The organism is Lachnoclostridium sp., assembly GCF_031997925.1.
GTDB lineage: Bacteria > Bacillota > Clostridia > Lachnospirales > Lachnospiraceae > Lachnoclostridium.
This window is the reverse complement of the sequence record NZ_DAMADT010000002.1, coordinates 281,671-300,231: the sequence shown is the minus strand read 5'-3', so window position 1 is coordinate 300,231 and position 18,561 is coordinate 281,671. Positions and strand designations below refer to the sequence as shown.

Annotated in this window: 15 protein-coding genes; 7 read left to right on the top strand and 8 right to left on the bottom strand. The window is 33.9% G+C overall.

From position 1 onward, the window contains the following. Positions 1–664 precede the first annotated feature (664 nt). Complete coding sequence (locus RTP52_RS02910; RefSeq protein WP_312369137.1) at positions 665–1,576, bottom strand: helix-turn-helix transcriptional regulator; 912 nt, start codon at positions 1,574–1,576, stop codon at positions 665–667. A gap of 323 nt (positions 1,577–1,899) precedes the next feature. On the opposite strand from RTP52_RS02910, the gene RTP52_RS02905 reads away from it, so the two are divergent. Next, on the top strand, positions 1,900–2,361 hold the full coding sequence (locus tag RTP52_RS02905; RefSeq protein ID WP_312369136.1) for a VOC family protein: 462 nt from the start codon (positions 1,900–1,902) through the stop codon (positions 2,359–2,361). A 308-nt stretch (positions 2,362–2,669) separates the two neighbouring features. Next, positions 2,670–3,233 (top strand): YdeI/OmpD-associated family protein, encoded by a 564-nt coding sequence (locus RTP52_RS02900; RefSeq protein WP_312369135.1) that lies wholly within the window; start codon positions 2,670–2,672, stop codon positions 3,231–3,233. Between the two features lie 594 nt (positions 3,234–3,827). On the opposite strand, the gene RTP52_RS02895 is transcribed toward RTP52_RS02900, so the two are convergent. Both RTP52_RS02895 and rlmD read right to left on the bottom strand, forming a co-directional pair. Further along, a complete protein-coding gene (locus RTP52_RS02895; protein WP_312104896.1) occupies positions 3,828–4,550 on the bottom strand; it encodes a DUF5131 family protein in 723 nt (240 codons plus the stop codon). A 243-nt stretch (positions 4,551–4,793) separates the two neighbouring features. Further along, positions 4,794–6,197: a 23S rRNA (uracil(1939)-C(5))-methyltransferase RlmD gene (rlmD, locus tag RTP52_RS02890; RefSeq protein ID WP_312369133.1), complete on the bottom strand. Its 1,404-nt coding sequence runs from the start codon at positions 6,195–6,197 to the stop codon at positions 4,794–4,796. Positions 6,198–6,625: 428 nt separating this feature from the next. On the opposite strand from rlmD, the gene RTP52_RS02885 reads away from it, so the two are divergent. Beyond that, positions 6,626–6,943 carry a YerC/YecD family TrpR-related protein gene (locus tag RTP52_RS02885; RefSeq protein ID WP_312369131.1) on the top strand — a complete coding sequence of 106 codons (318 nt, stop codon included), beginning with the start codon at positions 6,626–6,628 and terminating at the stop codon, positions 6,941–6,943. A 265-nt stretch (positions 6,944–7,208) separates the two neighbouring features. Here the strand turns inward: RTP52_RS02885 and RTP52_RS02880 are convergent, their stop codons facing one another. Next, a complete protein-coding gene (locus RTP52_RS02880; protein ID WP_312104922.1) occupies positions 7,209–7,847 on the bottom strand; it encodes a DUF1836 domain-containing protein in 639 nt (212 codons plus the stop codon). 491 nt (positions 7,848–8,338) lie between these two features. Here RTP52_RS02880 and RTP52_RS02875 point away from each other — a divergent pair, with 491 nt between their 5' ends. The 3 genes from RTP52_RS02875 to RTP52_RS02865 all read left to right on the top strand — a co-directional run bounded on the left by RTP52_RS02875 (position 8,339) and on the right by RTP52_RS02865 (position 12,604). Beyond that, complete coding sequence (locus RTP52_RS02875; protein ID WP_312369129.1) at positions 8,339–10,765, top strand: ATP-dependent helicase; 2,427 nt, start codon at positions 8,339–8,341, stop codon at positions 10,763–10,765. Positions 10,766–11,032: 267 nt separating this feature from the next. Next, a complete protein-coding gene (locus RTP52_RS02870) occupies positions 11,033–11,320 on the top strand; it encodes a DUF4366 domain-containing protein (protein WP_312369127.1) in 288 nt (95 codons plus the stop codon). Between the two features lie 174 nt (positions 11,321–11,494). After that, complete coding sequence (locus RTP52_RS02865; protein ID WP_312369126.1) at positions 11,495–12,604, top strand: acyltransferase family protein; 1,110 nt, start codon at positions 11,495–11,497, stop codon at positions 12,602–12,604. A 450-nt stretch (positions 12,605–13,054) separates the two neighbouring features. Here the strand turns inward: RTP52_RS02865 and RTP52_RS02860 are convergent, their stop codons facing one another. The 4 genes from RTP52_RS02860 to pheA form a co-directional block, all read right to left on the bottom strand. Next, on the bottom strand, positions 13,055–13,393 hold the full coding sequence (locus RTP52_RS02860; RefSeq protein WP_012199379.1) for a cyclic-di-AMP receptor: 339 nt from the start codon (positions 13,391–13,393) through the stop codon (positions 13,055–13,057). Positions 13,394–13,531: 138 nt separating this feature from the next. Beyond that, positions 13,532–14,524 (bottom strand): ABC transporter substrate-binding protein, encoded by a 993-nt coding sequence (locus RTP52_RS02855; protein WP_312369123.1) that lies wholly within the window; start codon positions 14,522–14,524, stop codon positions 13,532–13,534. Between the two features lie 75 nt (positions 14,525–14,599). After that, positions 14,600–16,111 carry a S1C family serine protease gene (locus RTP52_RS02850; RefSeq protein ID WP_312369121.1) on the bottom strand — a complete coding sequence of 504 codons (1,512 nt, stop codon included), beginning with the start codon at positions 16,109–16,111 and terminating at the stop codon, positions 14,600–14,602. A 137-nt stretch (positions 16,112–16,248) separates the two neighbouring features. Then, positions 16,249–17,388, bottom strand: coding sequence for a prephenate dehydratase (gene pheA / locus RTP52_RS02845; RefSeq protein ID WP_312369119.1), 1,140 nt, complete (start codon positions 17,386–17,388; stop codon positions 16,249–16,251). 750 nt (positions 17,389–18,138) lie between these two features. Between pheA and RTP52_RS02840 the strand changes: the two genes are divergently transcribed. Then, positions 18,139–18,561 (top strand): DUF5050 domain-containing protein (locus RTP52_RS02840; RefSeq protein ID WP_312369117.1); only part of this gene is annotated, 423 nt, incomplete at its 3' end.

Here is an 18,561-nt window from a genome sequence, read left to right as displayed (position 1 = left end):
TGCTTCCAGTCTGATTCAGCGGGGCTTTTTTCTACCATGCACAGAAAATCTGCTATTGTTCCGGAAAAATCCTACTGAAGAATGAGTGTCAGGCTGGCTCCCGCTCCTGTTGGGGTTTCGTATGCGAGTACTTCCCTTTTATCAAAAATATTTGTGAGTACCAAGCGCACGCCTGTATAGTAATCCCAATCTTTTCTTCGGAAAGAATAAAATTATCGTCAATGTAAAGACGGGGCCGTGTTTCGCAGGCCACCGGAGTTTCTTTCCCCCACAGAGTTTTCCCTCTTTATTGGCTTCCACAAACTCCCGCTCGTTTTACACACTTTCTCCCTAGAAATAACTTTATACCCCCATTCTTAAAGACATTTTAATATTCCATTTGTCTATGGCCAGCGGAGTAGTAAGTTATACTTCACCACGGAAATGGCTAGCTGAATATTAAACTTTCTTTTTCTATCGTTAAAATTTCTTAGAGTAAAAGGTTCACCTTCACGGTGTCGAAAAAGCACTGATGATCTTATAAAATACTGAACATTCAAAATGTGAGTTGTTAATAGATGGCAAAGGTCATTTAAGATCAACAGCTATTCTCAATATGACTGCACGGCATATGAATTTTATATGATTTTTTGAAACTACAAGTTCTTGAAACGACCTTGAGAAATTACTGGTATTTTTCTAATAGTTCACATAAGAATCTACGATAATTCTCAACATATGATTTGGGCTCTATTATTTCTAGTTTAGATCCGAAACTGGCTAAAAATTGGTAGCCTATACTATCTTGTGGAAGATAAATTGTTGCTAATAAAAAATCAGAATTATAGGTTTCAATGCTCATTTTGCCATATCTCTCAATAAAATGATCTTTGATACTGGGTGAAATCAATGCTTTAACTTGAACCAATTGTGAATTATATGCTTCCTCAGATTTTTGATAATCCAAATAATCTCTAGGAACAAATGAACCCTTATTGATGCTAAGATTTTCGGTTCTAGATAATTTAAAAGTTCGATATTCATTCCGTTTTAAACAGAAAGCTTTCAAATACCAGCTCATTTCACTAAAATGTAGTTGATAGGGCTCAACAATCCTATTTGTCAGAATACCATTTCTGTCAGAATAATCAAAAGAAACTAATCTATTTTTCAGTATTGCTTCCTGACAAATTCGACAAACATTTAGAATCTCTTGGCGACCGCTCCAATCATAAAATGACAAATGTATTGTATTCTTTAAGAATGATGAGTTGACCATTGCTTGAATTTTATAGATTGTCGCTTCAACTTCTTTACTAAAGAGTATTTGTTCTAGTCCGTTCAATGCAGTTAATATATTTTCTATATCTGTGTTGGTTAAGAGATGTTTATCTATTTTGTATTCGTCCATAATACCATAGCCGCCATTAACACCGTTAATCGAGTATATTGGTACTTTGGATAAACTTAGTGTTTCCATATCACGAAGGATTGTTCTTTTAGAGACATTTAATATTTTTGATAACTGTGTTGTTGAAACAACATCCTTTTGTAGCAGTATCATAACAATAGATATTAATCTGTCGATTTTTCCCATAAATATTCTCCTTGAACTATTAAATAAAAAACCTAGATGCCGTGTTAATGTCTGCTTACATATTTTTTATCTTCATATCGATCTGTTTTTATTATCTTAATTTGAAGTCCTAACGACTGGTTGAGACTAACCTATATAATAACACAAAACTTCAATAACGAACAAATAATTTCAATGTTTTCATTTCTGATCAATAGACAGCATAGACTTTTCACTTATTATGAAAAAGTATGTTTAACATTATTAATAATAAAAGGTGACAATCTAGCTGTCACCTTTTGTATCGTACAATTACATTATAAAATAAATAAGGAGGCTATCACATGTCAGTTATTTCATATCTAAATTTTGATGGGAATGCCGCGCAGGCAATTGATTTTTATTCGGAGGTTTTTAACTCGGACAAAGTGAAAATGATAAAGTTCAAGGATTTTCCCCAAGATCCAAATTATCCATTACCTGAAAATGAGTTGAATATGATTATGGAATCATCGATAGAATTCGCAGAAGGAATGATTATGATGTCAGATATCACACCTTCTATGAAGAAAACTACAGGTGAGCTGGTAAAAGGAAATAATATGCTAATCAGTATTATCATTGAAGATAAACAAGCGTTGGAAAAGTATTTTAGTAATTTGTCGGTTGGAGGTTATGTTATCATGCCTTTATCGAACACTCCTTGGTCTTCGTGTTTTGGAATGCTGGTTGATAAATTTGGGATAACATGGAAGTTTAACAGTGATGCAGCCAAGTTTCTTGATAGTGTAATTTCAAACGCATAAGTAGTAAAAATGATAAGTAGTTGTTGCTAAACTAATCGGATCACTGAATCAATGCATAGTTCAAAATAAGGAATATTTAATTGGGAACTACATTCAAGTGAGGGCAGTTCCCAATTATTCTTTTATAGTATATGCGATATGCGCTTATCCCATTGAGTCAGTTAACGTTGGAACAGCCGTTGCAACGCTTTTCCATCCCCCGTCAACAAAAATAAAACGGGATACTGTGTATTTGCAAAGCTGGGAAGCAATATAAAATAAAAATAATGGACAAGACAAGTTAATAATATAAGGAGGTCTTAAATAAAATGGAGAATATACTCAATATAACCACAAGAGAACAACTTAGAAATTGGCTAGAGTTAAATTCTAATAAAAAAAAATATTGCTGGGTAATTATCAGCATAACACAGAAGCCAGAAACATTATTATATCTGGACGCTGTTGAAGAGGCTCTTTGTTTTGGATGGATAGACGGCATAAAGAAAAAATATTCCGAAGATAAGCTTATCCAGAGACTATCTCCCAGAGCGAGGAAAAGTTCATGGACGGAACTCAATAAACAGCGTGTACTCCGTCTTGAGCGTTTGGGGCTTATGACGGAACTTGGAAGAAGCGTATTACCCGACATTTTCTATAATGATTTTGTAATAGATGAAGTAATTGAAAATAGGCTAAGAGAGAATGACGTCACTTACAGCAATTTTATGGGCTTTCCTGAACTGTATAGGAGAATACGTATAGATACAATTGTTCAAGTAAAGAACAACCATGAGTTATTTGAGAAAAGGCTTAATAAATTTATTGAAAACACAAAAAATGGTAAGATGTATGGGGAGTGGAACGATAACGGGCGACTCCTTGATTACTAATGATTATATATCCCATGTGAAATTGCGGAGATTTAACGCCTAAATTGCAGATTCAGAAGACTGTTTCTCAAGAAAGCTAATCTTCCGCCAAGGGGGTGCTAGAGAGATGCGGCATCTTTTTTGTACACTCAAGGCAAGTTGCAGTTGCGCATATGGCGCGGCTCGCAAATCTGCTTGAAGATGCATCGAAAGGCCGTTATCGCAATTGATAAAACCCTTCGGTTTAGTCAATTACAAAAACTGATTACCATATGAAAGATGACATACCCATAACAGCGAGAGGTGTATTTCTCATAAATCTTGTAATCACTTTAATCAATCCTTTCTTTTTCTGCAAATTGAACAATAAAAAAAGAAGCTATGTTTTTCAGTAACGAAGAACATAACCTCATGGTTGTTTACCCGATGGCATTTATTAAGTTGTTTTTGGTTTTATATGAAAACAGAGGCACCAAGATTTATCATCGAGGTACCTCTGGATTTTCTTCATTTTAATTTTAAAATGTTAGGCATGCCTGCTATATTCTCATTGGACTGGTTCAGAACATTAATCAAACAATATAGGCAATAATGTTTTATACTATTCCGTTCCTGTCAAAACAACCTTTTTCCGTCTGAAATATTTATACCAAGCTCTTTCGCCATACTGGTTTGATTAAATGGATTTACTTTTTCCACTACTCCGTCACGTTTAAAAAGTGAGCCTGTATTTTTGAACCAAAATGTTACATTTGCTTTTACGCATTGTTCACGGATATTAAGTACCCAATCATAATCACATTCACGAGCCTCTCGCCCCGTTTCTCCGCCAACTGTAACATGGTCTACTCCATGAAGATATGATATCAAATCTATCGCTTCTAAGAGCGGTGCGCAGGCAATAAAACGCCGCTTTATCGGATAGGATAAAAATAATGGAAGCCTATAATCTGCTAATTTTTGATTTTCGACAGTACACCCAATATTTACATTATCATATCCAGTACCCCAATCTGACGGAAGTGATACAAGGAAGCGGTCAATCCGCTTTGTCAAAATCAAAAATTCTATATCTGTTCTTTCCTTGATGATAGCCCATATTTCTTTACGCCATTCATCTGCTTCAGGAAGAAAAAAGTCAGTTGCAAAACAAGTTGCAAGAATTTTATTGCCTTTAATGTTGTATTCGCCTTTTGCATTCATCCTTATAGGCCAATCGAATTTGTCTGTCTTTTCTATGGCGTTTTGACCGTATCGTTTTGCATGGGGCCCATAAAAATAACAATATGTGCAACCATCACTGATTTTATAACAGCCTGTCCACGGTTCCCAGTTCATAGCATCCTCCTTATTTGGTGAGCTTTGTTGTGTCTATATATAATAAATCTTTTATGCGCCTTTTCCGCCAAATGCATACAAGTTATTATTTACCTCAAACCCTCGTTTTCCATCTGTCATTTCTCAAATAAGCCGATGTCATCTATATTTCCCCTTAAAAATCAGGGCAAAAATCGGGCATTTTTTAGCTTAATTTTTCCCATTTTTTGTTCCAAAACCACGACATCTTGTGGTTGTAGTGGCTTATTTATCGTTTCGACCACAACGTGTCATCAGAATCACAGTTTCAACGTGTACCGTACAAGGAAACATATCCACACACCTTACCTTCTCCACCTGATACCCTCTTTCCTGAAGTACCACAAGATCTCTAGCTAAACTACTAGGCTTACATGAAATATACACCAAACGGTCTACCCCGTAATCAATTATCTTATCCAGTGCCTTTGGATGAATTCCATCTCTTGGAGGATCAAGCACAATTAAATCAGGTTTTTCTTCAATCGTGTCGATTACCTTTAAGACATCACCCGCGATAAATTCACAGTTTGTTAAATTATTTAGGGTGGCATTCTCTCTTGCAGCAACAACTGCTTCCTCAACAATCTCTACACCAATTACTTTCTTAGCAACTGGAGCTAGTAACTGAGCAATCGTTCCTGTTCCGCTGTATAAGTCAAAGATAAGCTTATCCTTTGTTTCACCGACGAAATCACGTGCACAGCTATAAAGTACTTCTGCACCTAGCGAATTTGTTTGAAAGAAAGAGAAAGTAGAGATTTTAAATTTAAGTCCTAGCACTTCTTCGAAGATGTAATCTTGTCCATCGAGAATATCCGTACGGTCACTTTGTACAACATCTGCCAAACTATCATTTACTGTATGAAGTATTCCAACAATGTTACCTTCTAGTAAAAGGTTTTTAAGAGACTCACGTAGTTTATTTAGAAATTCTTCTTCCCCATTTACTAAAACATTTGTTTGTGAAGTTGTAATTAAGTTCACAAGAATTTCCCCAGTTCTGGCTGCACGACGAATTAGAAGGTGACGTAAATAACCCTCATGGCTCATCTTGTGATAATAGTTAAGGTTATACTCTTTTGCTAAGGACAGCACACATCCTAAGATACGATTATAATCCTCATGTACTAATTTGCAATCCGATGTTGTAACAATATCATAGAAGCTTCCTTTTTTATGAAGTCCAAGTGCCAGTGGTCCATCTTTATATTCGTCACCAAAGGAGAACTCCATCTTATTTCGATATCCAAACTCTAAAGGGCTACCCTCTATTCCTTGAAAATCATACTCTTTATTCTCTGGCGCTATTACCTCATCAATTAACTTCTTAACTTGATCTGCCTTTATTTTAATCTGGGTTTCATAAGGTATTGTTTGATAAGTACAGCCGCCACAATCTCCAAAATGAGAACAAACAGCTTCTTTGGTTTCCAGTGGAGACTTTTCCACCACCTCTAATAATCTACCCTCGCACTTTCCTTTTCTTACTTTATTAATTACAAAGCGAACTTTTTGACCTGTGATGGTATTTTTCACAATAATCTTTTCATCATCCACCTTTACAATTCCTTTGTTAGGAAACTCAATTCGTTCTACTGCTCCAATACATTCTGTTCCTTTTTTCATCCTACATTCCTCTCTATTTCACTAAAAAGTCAAGTATTTGACTTATTGTTATCCTTTTATTCATGATAAAGAAAAATTCACAAAGCGTGCTTTTCTTATTTACTCCTGACAAATACTTTACACATTATATCGAATCTTTTCCTTATTGTCTAGGTTTCCCAACTTATTCTAGTTAATAAAACTTTCATAAAAATGAAAAGAAAATACTCTTTACTTTAGTAATGTATAGTGATAAAATATGACTGTATCAGAGTTATATGAGATAGAACACAAAGTTATAATGATACGATTCTATTTAAAGTTATTAGAATCGTATATTTTTATGAAAGTAGCTAAATTTTCCATATCGTAGCTATTTCGACTACTTAGGTTAAGAAATCCTATATCGTACTTACTATGATTGAAAAGCTTATAAAGGAGAAATTAAAATGGGCAAAAACATTAAGAATGATTCAGTAGATTATTTATTCGATGCAATTTTAAGTCTAAAGAACAAGGACGAATGTTACGTTTTCTTTGAAGATATTTGTACTGTGAATGAATTACTGTCTCTTTCTCAGCGTTTCGAGGTAGCTGCAATGCTTCGTGCAAAAAAGACATATCTTGAAATAGCAGAAAAAACTGGTGCTTCAACTGCTACTATTAGCCGTGTGAACCGTTCTTTAAATTACGGTAATGATGGTTATGATTTAGTATTTAGTAGAATTCCTGAAATTTCATTAACGGACGAGGAAGAGGCACAATAATAGAACGTAAAAAAAGGGTATTCGAAAAAATTTCGAATACCTTTTTTTAGCTTTGATAAGTATTATTTGATTTAAAATTATTTTTAAAATTTGTTTACTATCTTATGTTATAACTTGTTAACCTTAATAATCTCATTTTACACGCTTCTACTAACTTATTCTTGTCTTAAATTACTTTGATATTTATCCTTATTTTATTATCCTTTGATAATTTATCCTAGTTAAATACTTTGAGAATTTATCCTTTACTTAGATGATTTATCCTTTACTTAGATGACTTATCCTTGTCTTTCGCATGTTCTTTCGACTTCTCTTTTTTATCCTTTTCTTTCTCAGATGTCGTTGAAAAATGATCATCGATAATTTTCTCAATCATCTGCTTTTTCATATAAACATCAAAACATAGCATACACACAAAAGAAAACATCTGTAAGAAATCGTGATCCTTTTGCCCATCCATCTCAGGGTAAGCATCCTTTGACTTCTGATACTTACGAATAACATCCTTACTCACAGTCATGGAGCTTTCCTCTCCCTGCCGAAAGACTTCTTCGTAAATCTCTTCTAAACTAACCTTGCTATCTCCTTCGAAGAATTTCTCAGTCAAAGGAGTTAGTATACTTTGTATATCGCTTATGGATAATATATTCTTCATGTAATATATAAATATAAGAAGATACATATGATCCTTTGAATATTTTTTCTTACTTGGTGACGGAAGTAAATTATTTTTTGTATAATTATTAATCATCGTTTTGGTTAACAATTTATCCTCAGAATAGCGCTTTGAGGACTCTAAATGTTTATCCATAAACGTTGTCACCTGGTCCATATATAAATCAATATTTGGAACATCTCCAGGTTTTACATAATTGATTTTTCGTAAACCTTCGATAAGTTCCATTATCTCTTTTTCCCGTTGTTTGTCCAAAATATCACCTCTATGTCACATTATATAGTAATGAATACCACATGTCAACACGAATAAATACAGTGATTTAATCCTAAAAAATCTATTTATTTTGTAACAAGGCTTGTAATAAGTAGGGTGCGTCAGTGAGCAAGCATATTTGTTTCGTTTCCTACGAATCAAAATACACCTTGGGATTTCCTATTGTATCTCCCTTCCCTGCATGCTATAATAAACATACGTTTGCTCTTTTAAGTAAATCGCTATAGATTATAGTCAATTTTTTATTTTATAACAGAGGTTATTCTATGTTTTTCCCTAGCGAAAGCATCTCATTCAAAGTTAATTACATAATCTCTTAAACTATTATTGTTAAAAATGAGCTTTCTGTAGCAACTCCTACTTAAAAGATTAATAGAAACAAGTTAAAGTACGCTTCGCGAACTTTAACTTGTCATGAATAACTAAGAAAGGTTTGATACCTCATGAGTATATACGATTCCCTAAACCCAGAACAACGAAGAGCCGTGGAGCATGATCGTGGTCCGATGCTTATCTTAGCTGGTGCTGGTTCTGGTAAAACTAGAGTGTTAACCCATAGAATTGCTTATCTGATTGAAGAGAGAAATGTGAATCCATATCAGATTATGGCACTAACCTTTACGAATAAAGCAGCCAAAGAAATGAGAGAACGTGTCGATAAGATTGTTGGATATGGTGCTGAAAATATTTGGGTTAGTACTTTCCACTCCACCTGTGTTCGTATCCTAAGACGTTTTATTGAAACCCTCGGATATGATCGCAATTTTACAATTTATGATACGGATGATCAAAAGACTCTAATACGTGAAGTTTTAAAATTCTTACAAATTGACACAAAGCAGACCAAAGAAAGAGTCTTTCTTTCTGCTATATCAAGTGCTAAGGATGAAGGCATCTCACCAGAAGAATATGAACTATCTGCATTGGGTGATTACAACAAAATGAAGGTTTCCAATGTGTATAAAGAGTATCAGAGACGACTTAAAACAAACAATGCACTTGATTTTGATGATTTGATTATGAAGACAGTTGAACTGTTTCAGTCTAATACAGAGGCATTAAATTACTATCGTAATCGTTTTCGATACATTATGGTGGACGAGTATCAGGATACCAATACTATTCAGTTTAAATTAATACGTTTACTTGCACATAGCTTGAATGAATATAATGAAGTGGAACATAACCTTTGCGTTGTAGGTGATGACGATCAGTCCATCTATAAATTCCGTGGAGCTAATATCCGAAATATCCTAGATTTTGAAAAGGAATATTTAAATGCAGTTGTTATTAAACTGGAACAAAATTATCGTTCTACAAAAAATATTCTAAATGCAGCAAATGAAGTAATTCACAACAACCTTGGCCGTAAAGATAAGTCTCTATGGACCGATAATGAAGATGGTGAACAAGTTGCCTTTTGCCAGTATGATACTGATTTTGCAGAAGCAAGCCAGGTAGTTGATAGTATCAAAACATTACATGATCAAGATGGTATATCTTTTAATAACTTTGCCATCCTATACAGAACAAACGCACAGTCTCGTGTATTCGAAGAGAAAATGATTCAGCGAAGCGTTCCTTATAAAATCATTGGTAGTATTAATTTCTACCAAAGAAAAGAAATCAAGGACCTTCTAGCCTACTTAAAAACGATTGATAACGGGCTTGATGGCATTGCGGTAAAACGTATTATTAATGTTCCGAAGCGAGGGATTGGTTTAACTACCCTTGACCGTGTAGAAGAATACTCTGTGAAAAATAATATGAGTTTTTATGATGCCCTACGCCATGCGGAAAATATCCCTGGACTAGGTCGTTCTACCTCAAAAATCACTTCCTTCGTCAGTTTTATAGAAGCTGTAAAAAGTAAACTACGCTCTGATTCTTTTACCTTAAAAGATTTGATAGAAGAAATCTTAGAGGCTACCGGATACTTAAAAGAATTAGAAGAAGGTGACGACGAGTCCGCAGAAGATCGTATCGGAAATATCAATGAACTTATTAATAAAATCGTAACCTATGAAGTGGAAGCAACCGAACCTCCAACCCTTAGCGGTTTCCTAGAAGAAGTAGCTTTGGTTGCTGATATTGATTCTCTTGAAGAAGATAGCAATCACGTCGTATTAATGACCCTTCACAGTGCGAAAGGTCTTGAGTTCCCTTATGTGTATCTTTGTGGTATGGAGGATGGCATTTTCCCTAGCTATATGTCAATCAATGCGGAAAATCCCGAACTTGAAATCGAAGAGGAACGACGTCTTTGCTATGTAGGAATCACGAGAGCTATGAAACAGCTATATTTAAGTGCAGCTAGACAGCGAATGATGCGAGGTGAAACCCAATTTAATCGTCCATCCAGGTTTATTAATGAGATTCCTCGCTATCTTTTAACGATTCAGTCCGCCCAGAATAAAGGATATCTTGCAAAGGATTCCTATGGTGAAAGTCCAATCCGTAATGCATCACCAAACTTTTCTACTCAGTCACGTGGCATGTTTGACTCAGATAATTCATATGTAAAAGCATCAAGTAGTTTCAATGATAGCATGTTTGATAAGGCTACACCTTCCATGCATGGTACAACTGGAATTAATTCCATGCCATCTTTTTCTAGTCAAACAAAAACAACACGCGGGTTTCAACCATCCGTTGGTGGTACATTACCAACCAAAAATTTTGGTAACAGTAATCTTGGCACTCTTGCCTATGGCGTTGGTGATACTGTAGCGCATATTAAATTTGGACAAGGTGTTGTTACAAATCTAACAAAAGGCGGCAGAGATTACGAAGTTACAGTTGACTTTGGCGAACAAGGTATCAAAAAAATGTTATCCTCTTTCGCTAAATTAGAAAAAATTGTAGAATAAACGCATTGTGGCATACTAATAATGTCCTAATTGCTTTATTTTTCATGGACTGGTTTAATTTTCTTATTTTCATATAGTAAAAACTGCAAGTGGGTGGTATAATATACACGAACGAAATTTATTAAAATAAAGTCGTGTTTGATTACATGATTTTTGATTCGCGAGCAATATGCTTGCTGCGAAGGACTAATAACCGAAATCAATACAAATGATGATAGTCCACTCGTTTGTAATGAATCATCAGAGAATAGGAAAGGAAGTGCTGTTATGAATAATAAAATCGACAAGTTCAGTGAGTTACTTGCTGCTTCTAAACTAAGCGAATTAATTCACAAAAAAGAAGATCCGATTGAGAAGAAGAAACATACTTTAATCTTCATACTTGCTATTGTCGGAGCAATCGCAGCTATTGCAGGCATTGCTTATGCTGTATACAAATTTATGACTCCTGATTATCTAGAAGATTTCGAAGATGATTTTGACGATGAATTTGATGATGATTTTGAATGCGACTGCTGTGATAGTTCAGAAGAAGCAGACACTACAGAAGAATAGGAAATAAGGCAATTTAAAATTTTTACGAGTAATTTTACGAGTTTAATTTTAACTTTCCCACATTAACAATACCCCATGGAATTGGTTAGGCTATTAATATGCTATACAATTTTATGGGGTATTTTTTTAATATTGTTATTTCATATTATTACAACCTTCGAAAGGACAAGTTCTATGTATTTGTTATTAAAAAGATGGTATCATCCGCAACCAATAACGAAAAATGATACGGGACGCGACCCCTATATCGATAACTTACGATTTGGGTTAATAATTTTAGTAGTGATGGGACATTTTTTAAGCCAACTTACTAGAATAAAGGAGCTAAAATATCTCTACTATATCATTCACATTTTTCATATGCCATGCTTTATTTTTGTGTCTGGCTATTTATCGAAACATGTACATAAAAACGGAAGATTTAATACATATAAAATTATGTCTCTATTTTGGATGTTTCTATTATTCAAGATTAGTAATTATATTTGTACCGGAATGAAAGGTAAATTAAACCTTTTCAATGTTAAAGATGCTCCGTGGTATTTATTAGCGCTTGTATTTTGGACGATGGCAATTCCTTTCTTGGAAAAAAGCAATAAAAAATTTGTTCTTATTACTACCATCTTACTTGCACTAATATGCGGCTATGACTCCTCTATAGGCTCATTTATGGTCTTATCAAGAACAATTGTATTTCTACCATTTTTTATTTTAGGTTTTTATACAACAAAAGAACAACTGGATAAGTTACTCAATTTAAGATTAAGAATACCTGCAATTCTTCTGTTTATCAGTAGCTTTTTGGTACTTACTGTGATTTATCCTTATGTAAAACCATTCGTTAAAATCGTATTTGCGGGTTCTTCCTATATCTCTATATTTAAAAAATATTGGCATTATGGAGCTTTTATTCGTTTCATCTGGTATGCTCTTGCATTCGTTTTTAGTATAAGTTTTCTTTTGTTAGTACCTAGAATCAAATTATCCTTTACCGTACTTGGAGAACGAACGTTGCCAGTTTATATTTTACATATCCTCCTTCGTAATCGTTTCATGGCACATGGATTCTTCGCCTGGTTACTTGGTATGCCAAAACTGATTATCTTATTGATAATACCATTTTGCGTTTTACTTACTATCCTATTGGCGAACCCTTATTTCAATCGAATTACTCAATTTATAATGAAGCATCCATTTTTCCTAGGATTCTCATTAAAACGTGCGAAGCCTATCGGTGTTTCACCGAAAAAAAATTATAATGTAACCGTAGCTAATAAATTCTAACTTTCTATTTTATCAAGAAAATTAACAAACTATCTTTGTCGATATGCATATAAAAAATCTCCCGTGAACATAATGAAGTGCACCTTCAATGCTAGATATATTTATCTAACATTTGAGATACACTTCAACATTTCGCTGGAGATTTTTTTTATTCTTGATACTACATTGATTCATTTGTAGCAATTTATATTTTATTAATTTTTTAGTTCACCATTATTGTTTATTGATTAGTTAGTTCATTGTTTATTGACTTATAAATCTTTGATTTCTTAGTTCACCATTATTGTTTATTAATTTCTTAGTTCACCATTATTGTTTATTGATTAGTTAGTTCATTGTTTATTGATTTATAAATCTTTGATTTCTTAGCTCACCATTTATTTAAATATTGATTTCTTAATTATTATTGATTCTCTGATTTTTTAATTCATAGTGTATAATTTTAATAAACTATATCTTATAGCATTGCTCAACAGGAAGTACGAATATCGTTACGCCACCCTCTTGCACATCAATTGGGTAAGGTGTGCTTACTCCTGGATACATAGAGTCTGTACCTGCATACGAAGATAAACATTGAACCTCATTACGCACGCCTGACATTTTCTTTAAAATTCCACACACTTCATCAACTTTATTGTCATCTACACCAATCAGCAAAGATGTATTACCTTGCTTAAGAAAACCACCGGTAGAAGATAACTTTGTAACAAAATAATGCTTCTTATTTAACTCTGCGATTGTAGCTTGTTCATCATCATTTTTTAGTATTGCTAAGATCATCTTCATATAATCCACCTCCAAATTTACTAAATACCTTGGTTTGATATCTATTATATTACCATTTTTTCAGTAATCTTGCAACGTTTATGATAATGGTAACAAAAAAAGCACGGGTTTTAACCGCGCTTTCTTCTCTATGATAAATTATTTATTTGCAGCTTTCGTAGCATACGTAGTATCAACCAAATCAGAATAAGATGCAGGTTTTGCTAACATATCTGAGCTATCTAATATATCCTGTAATAGATTAAAGCTTTCTTCTTTAAAGATTAGGTCTTCTTTCCAAGTCTGTTGATCCTTGTATCTAGTTACTATCTTGGTTACAGTATCCATATCTGTTTCTTTAAACTGAGGTTTAATAACCTTTGCAATCTCCTCTGAAGTATGACTATTGACGTAATTCATCCCTTTTTGAAGAGCATTTACAAACTTCTGAATTGTCTCTGGATGATCTTTAATATAGCTAAGCTTTGCTGAATAAGCCGTATAAGGAACCATACCACTCTCTACACCTAGAGAAGCAACAACCTTTCCTGCTTTTTGAAGTTCAAGACCTGTAGCAGCAGGTTCGAATTCAATTGTATAATCACCAGTACCAGCTTGGAAACTCTGAGCAGTAATACCAAAATCAATATTTTGAATTATTGTTAAATCTTTCTTTGGATCAATACTATTCTTCTTAAGGATGTATTCGAAAATCATTTCAGGCATCCCACCAATACGTCCTCCAATAACAGTTTTACCTTTCAGATTATTCCATGCAAAGTTCTCATTCTCATCACGAGACACCAAGAAGTTACCTGCACGTTGTGTTAATTGCGCAAAGTTAACAACATAATCTTTTTCACCTTCATTGTATACATAGATGGAGGCTTCCGATCCCATGAATCCTATATCAGCGTTGCCTGAAAGAACAGCGGTCATCGTCTTATCTGCACCAAGACCATTGGTTAGATTTACCTTTAACCCCTCGTCTTTAAAATATCCTAATTCTATTGCCACATACTGTGGTGCATAAAAAATGGAGTGAGCTACTTCCGTTAAATTCACCTCTGTATATTTTGTATCCTTCTTACATCCAACAAGTGATACTATCATAAGTGATACAATGAACAAAGCAACAACGCGTTTCTTCATTGAAATCCCCCTTCAATTCACATTCACACTACATAGTATATCGAGTCGAAGGGGGATTTGTGCTAGTCTATTCTATTATTTTGATGAATCTGTTCTAAAACCTAAAGTAACCGGAATCTCTTTTTCTACATATTTCCCGTTTTCAAGGATATTTACAGTTAAGGTGACTTCCGTACCTCCCTTTGTATAGCTAAGGATACTCATTAACTGATTCATATCAGATACCGATCTACCATTAAATGCGGTAATGATATCTCCCTGATGTAGCCCGGATTTTTCAGCTGCACTACCTTCTGAAACTTTGTAAATATATACACCCACAGGCATATTAAATGCTTCTGCATAGGACTTTTCTACATCCTTTCCAGAAATACCAAGGTAAGCCATTTGATTTTCCTTTAGTTCTTCACGGTTCATCAAATCATTAATTATCGGAATCGCTTGGGAGATAGGAATTGAATATCCAATACCTTCTACGTTTGTATCCGCATACTTGACAGAGTTTATACCAATTACTTCACCTTTCGCATTGATTAACGCGCCACCACTATTACCTGGATTAATAGCTGCATCGGTCTGGATTAAATTTAAGGTAACATCGTCAACAGTAACTTCACGATTTAATGCACTGATATAACCAACGGTTACAGATTGACCATAACCAAGTGCATTACCAATCGCAATTGCCATCTCTCCAGTTTTAATATTATCTGAATTTCCTAAAGTTGCAACTTTAATATTTGCCTTTGTTTCCTTTGTTAAATCATCAATATTTACGGCTACTACAGCTAAATCAGAGGATGGTTCTCTACCCTTAATAGTTCCAGTCGCCTTAGAATCATCATTAAATACAATTTCGATTGCAGTTGCATCTGCTACCACGTGGTTATTTGTTGCAATTAATATTTCCTTATTATTTTGTCCAATAATAAAGCCAGAACCACTACCGGATATCTCACGATTGTATTCTCTACCAAAGAAATCATATTGTGTCTGAGTTGCAGAACAATTAATTGCTACTATGGCTGGCATAACATTTTCAACTACTCCAGATACATCGGTTGCACTAACCTCTGTCAATCCAGTTTGTACGATATCATTGTCTGAGGTAGTATCAGTAATTCCTGTTTTCTCATCGATTGGTTTCATTCCAATCGCACCTTCATTTTTTCCACCGATCGAAACACCGTTAAATGCAACTCCTGCTACAGCACCAAACAAGGCTGCGGCAGATACAAGCGCTGCTGTCTTTTTTAAAAATTTCTTGCCCTTACCCGTTCTTTGCTTTTTATTCTTAGTCTTATCTTCTTCCTTGTTAACAGTTTCATTTACGGTTGGATTAGTGAAGTACGGGCTTCTAGTGTCCTCCTGATTTACATTCTGTGAGTTAATGTTTGGTTCGTTTTCGTTTGAGTTTTCAATCACTTTTGACTGGACTACTTTTTCTTCCCTTTTGTCACTATCCACCATTACAAAATTAGGTGCCTCATAGGATGTTTCCATCTGATCAAATGAACTATTTTGTTGTTGTGAATTATCTTGGCTAAATAAGCCTTCCTCATTTTTTCTGTTATCCATATCGTTCATATGTCATTCTCCTTTCTTCTCTATCTGATATCTTCAAATCAATGATTTATTTTTGTTTACCTTATGGCTTTAGTTTAACAATAGTTTGTGTACGATTTGTGTTCAGATTTTGAAAAAATGATGAAAACATGGTTCAATTACATATCGACTCCAATATAATTTCCAAGAATTTTGATATCCAAAGCTTCTGCTTCAATTCCACGAAGCGTATTAATTACGGAAGCATCTTCGATACATCCATCAAAATCAACAAAGAAACGATATTCAAACTTCTTACCTGGTATTGGACGAGATTCGATCTTCGACATATTTAAATTATTAAAAATAATATGAGATAACATATTATAAAGAGAACCACTTTCATGAGGAAGCGTAAAACATATACTCATCTTATTCGAACCTTCACAAAACTGACGCTGCTTCGTTATTATGATGAAACGTGTTGAATTCACTTCTTCATAATTAATATTGCTTGCTAACACCTCTAACCCGTATGTGCTTGCAGCACGTATACTTGCAATCGCTGCCTGAGTTTTATCCCCATCTTCCAGTACTTTCTTAGCACATCCTGCTGTACTTCCATATTCCACTGTTTTTATATTAGGATTCTGCGCTAAGAACTTTCTACTTTGTAAAATTCCCTGAGGATGAGAATATACGGTACGTATCTCTGATAGATTCGCACCAGATAAGGATAGTAAAGCTTGATCTACCTTAAGTACTTGTTCCGCTACAATGTAGTTGTCAAATTCCACAAGTAAATCATAAATATCAGTAATTCCACCTGTAGTAGTATTCTCTATTGGTAATACTCCGTAATCTACTTCACCATTAGCGACTTTTGACATAACCTCATAAAAACTAGATGCTCCAAAGCAAGTTATCTCAGTACCGAAATATTCTTCCATTGCTTGTTCTGAATAAGATCCTTTCGTTCCAAAATACACAACCTTAGTTTCTTTATTTTTGGGTATCTCAGTTATCTTATGAAACTCTCCTGCTTGGTTATAATTCATCATAGTATATTGAAGTTTACGACTCATGGACATAATCTGTGAAAATAGTTCTCTTACCGCTTGACCGTTATATTCTGAATTAGCAAGTTGTTCTACGCTATCAAGTTTTTGTTTCTCTCTTTCTCTATCTAAAACCGGCTTACCAGTATTAATCTTATATTCTGCCACATTTTGAGATATTTTCATTCGCTGTTCAAACAGTTCTACAATTTTTGCATCAATCTTATCTATTTCTTCTCTACTTCTTTTTAAGTCTATCATGTCACCGCCTCCATTCTTAACGCTTATTATATCCATACATTCTTTAATTTTCAACAAAATCTTTGTTTCTGAGTGGATAAATATTGGAATATTAAATACAATATACTAAACAATTGTTTTCTCTTTACATCTTGATATATTTTGTTAAAATATAACTATAAACCTTTTATGAATTAAGAAAAGGAAAGAATACGAAAGGAATAGATTGGTTACCTTACTTATAATGTGATAATTTAATCATGACGATACTATTTATGCAGATATCATTGATACAATGTGTAGCCTTTCTACTTATTATTTAAGGTTATCCGGGTAATAAAAGCAGATCTTTAAAACTTTATAAAAGTTTATAGAAATGGAGGTATAGATTTATATGAAAAAAGGAATCATTGCACTTTCCATATTAATGACTGGACTATTTTGTGGATCAATTTTATTTATACTAACCTTCTATAGAGAAATTGGCACTTACATTAATAGTAATGCTGACAAGTAAAAATAAAATGTGAATTACTTTTATCTGCATCATTTTGTCAATGAACTAATTTTCAAAGATAAACTATGCGGTATAACACGGTACTTTGTAAAATATACAAGTTCTCTGAGAAACGTAAATATCCCTGAAGGGTGATACTATCTTTAAGAGAAAAAGTACTCCGCAAGGGTAAGAGTACTCTAAAAGAGTATAAGTACACTTGCGGACTACCTAAAAAACATATCTCGGTTTAAATAAGGATGGTGTACAATAAAATGAAAAAAATAATGCGATTTCTTGCTATCATATTGATACCCGCTGTACTAATTATCTTTGTTCTTATCAACAAACAAGACGAAAAAGTACATTATAATACAAAAGATTATATAGGAAATACCGCTGGTAATTTATATAACGGTGGAACTTTTTGCGAACAAGATGGTAGGGTTTATTTTAGTAATTTTAATGATGATGGAACCTTGTACAGTATGGATTTAGAATGTAATAATATAATGAAAATAAACGATGATAAAGCACGTTATATCAACGTAGATGATAATTACATCTATTATTCCAGAGAAAATAATACAAAAGTGAAACCAACAAAAAGTATCTTTCTCTTCTATTGTTCCGGTATCTATCGAATCAATAAAGATAATGGAAATAATAGTGTACAGCTATATGCTGAGCCAAGCGGT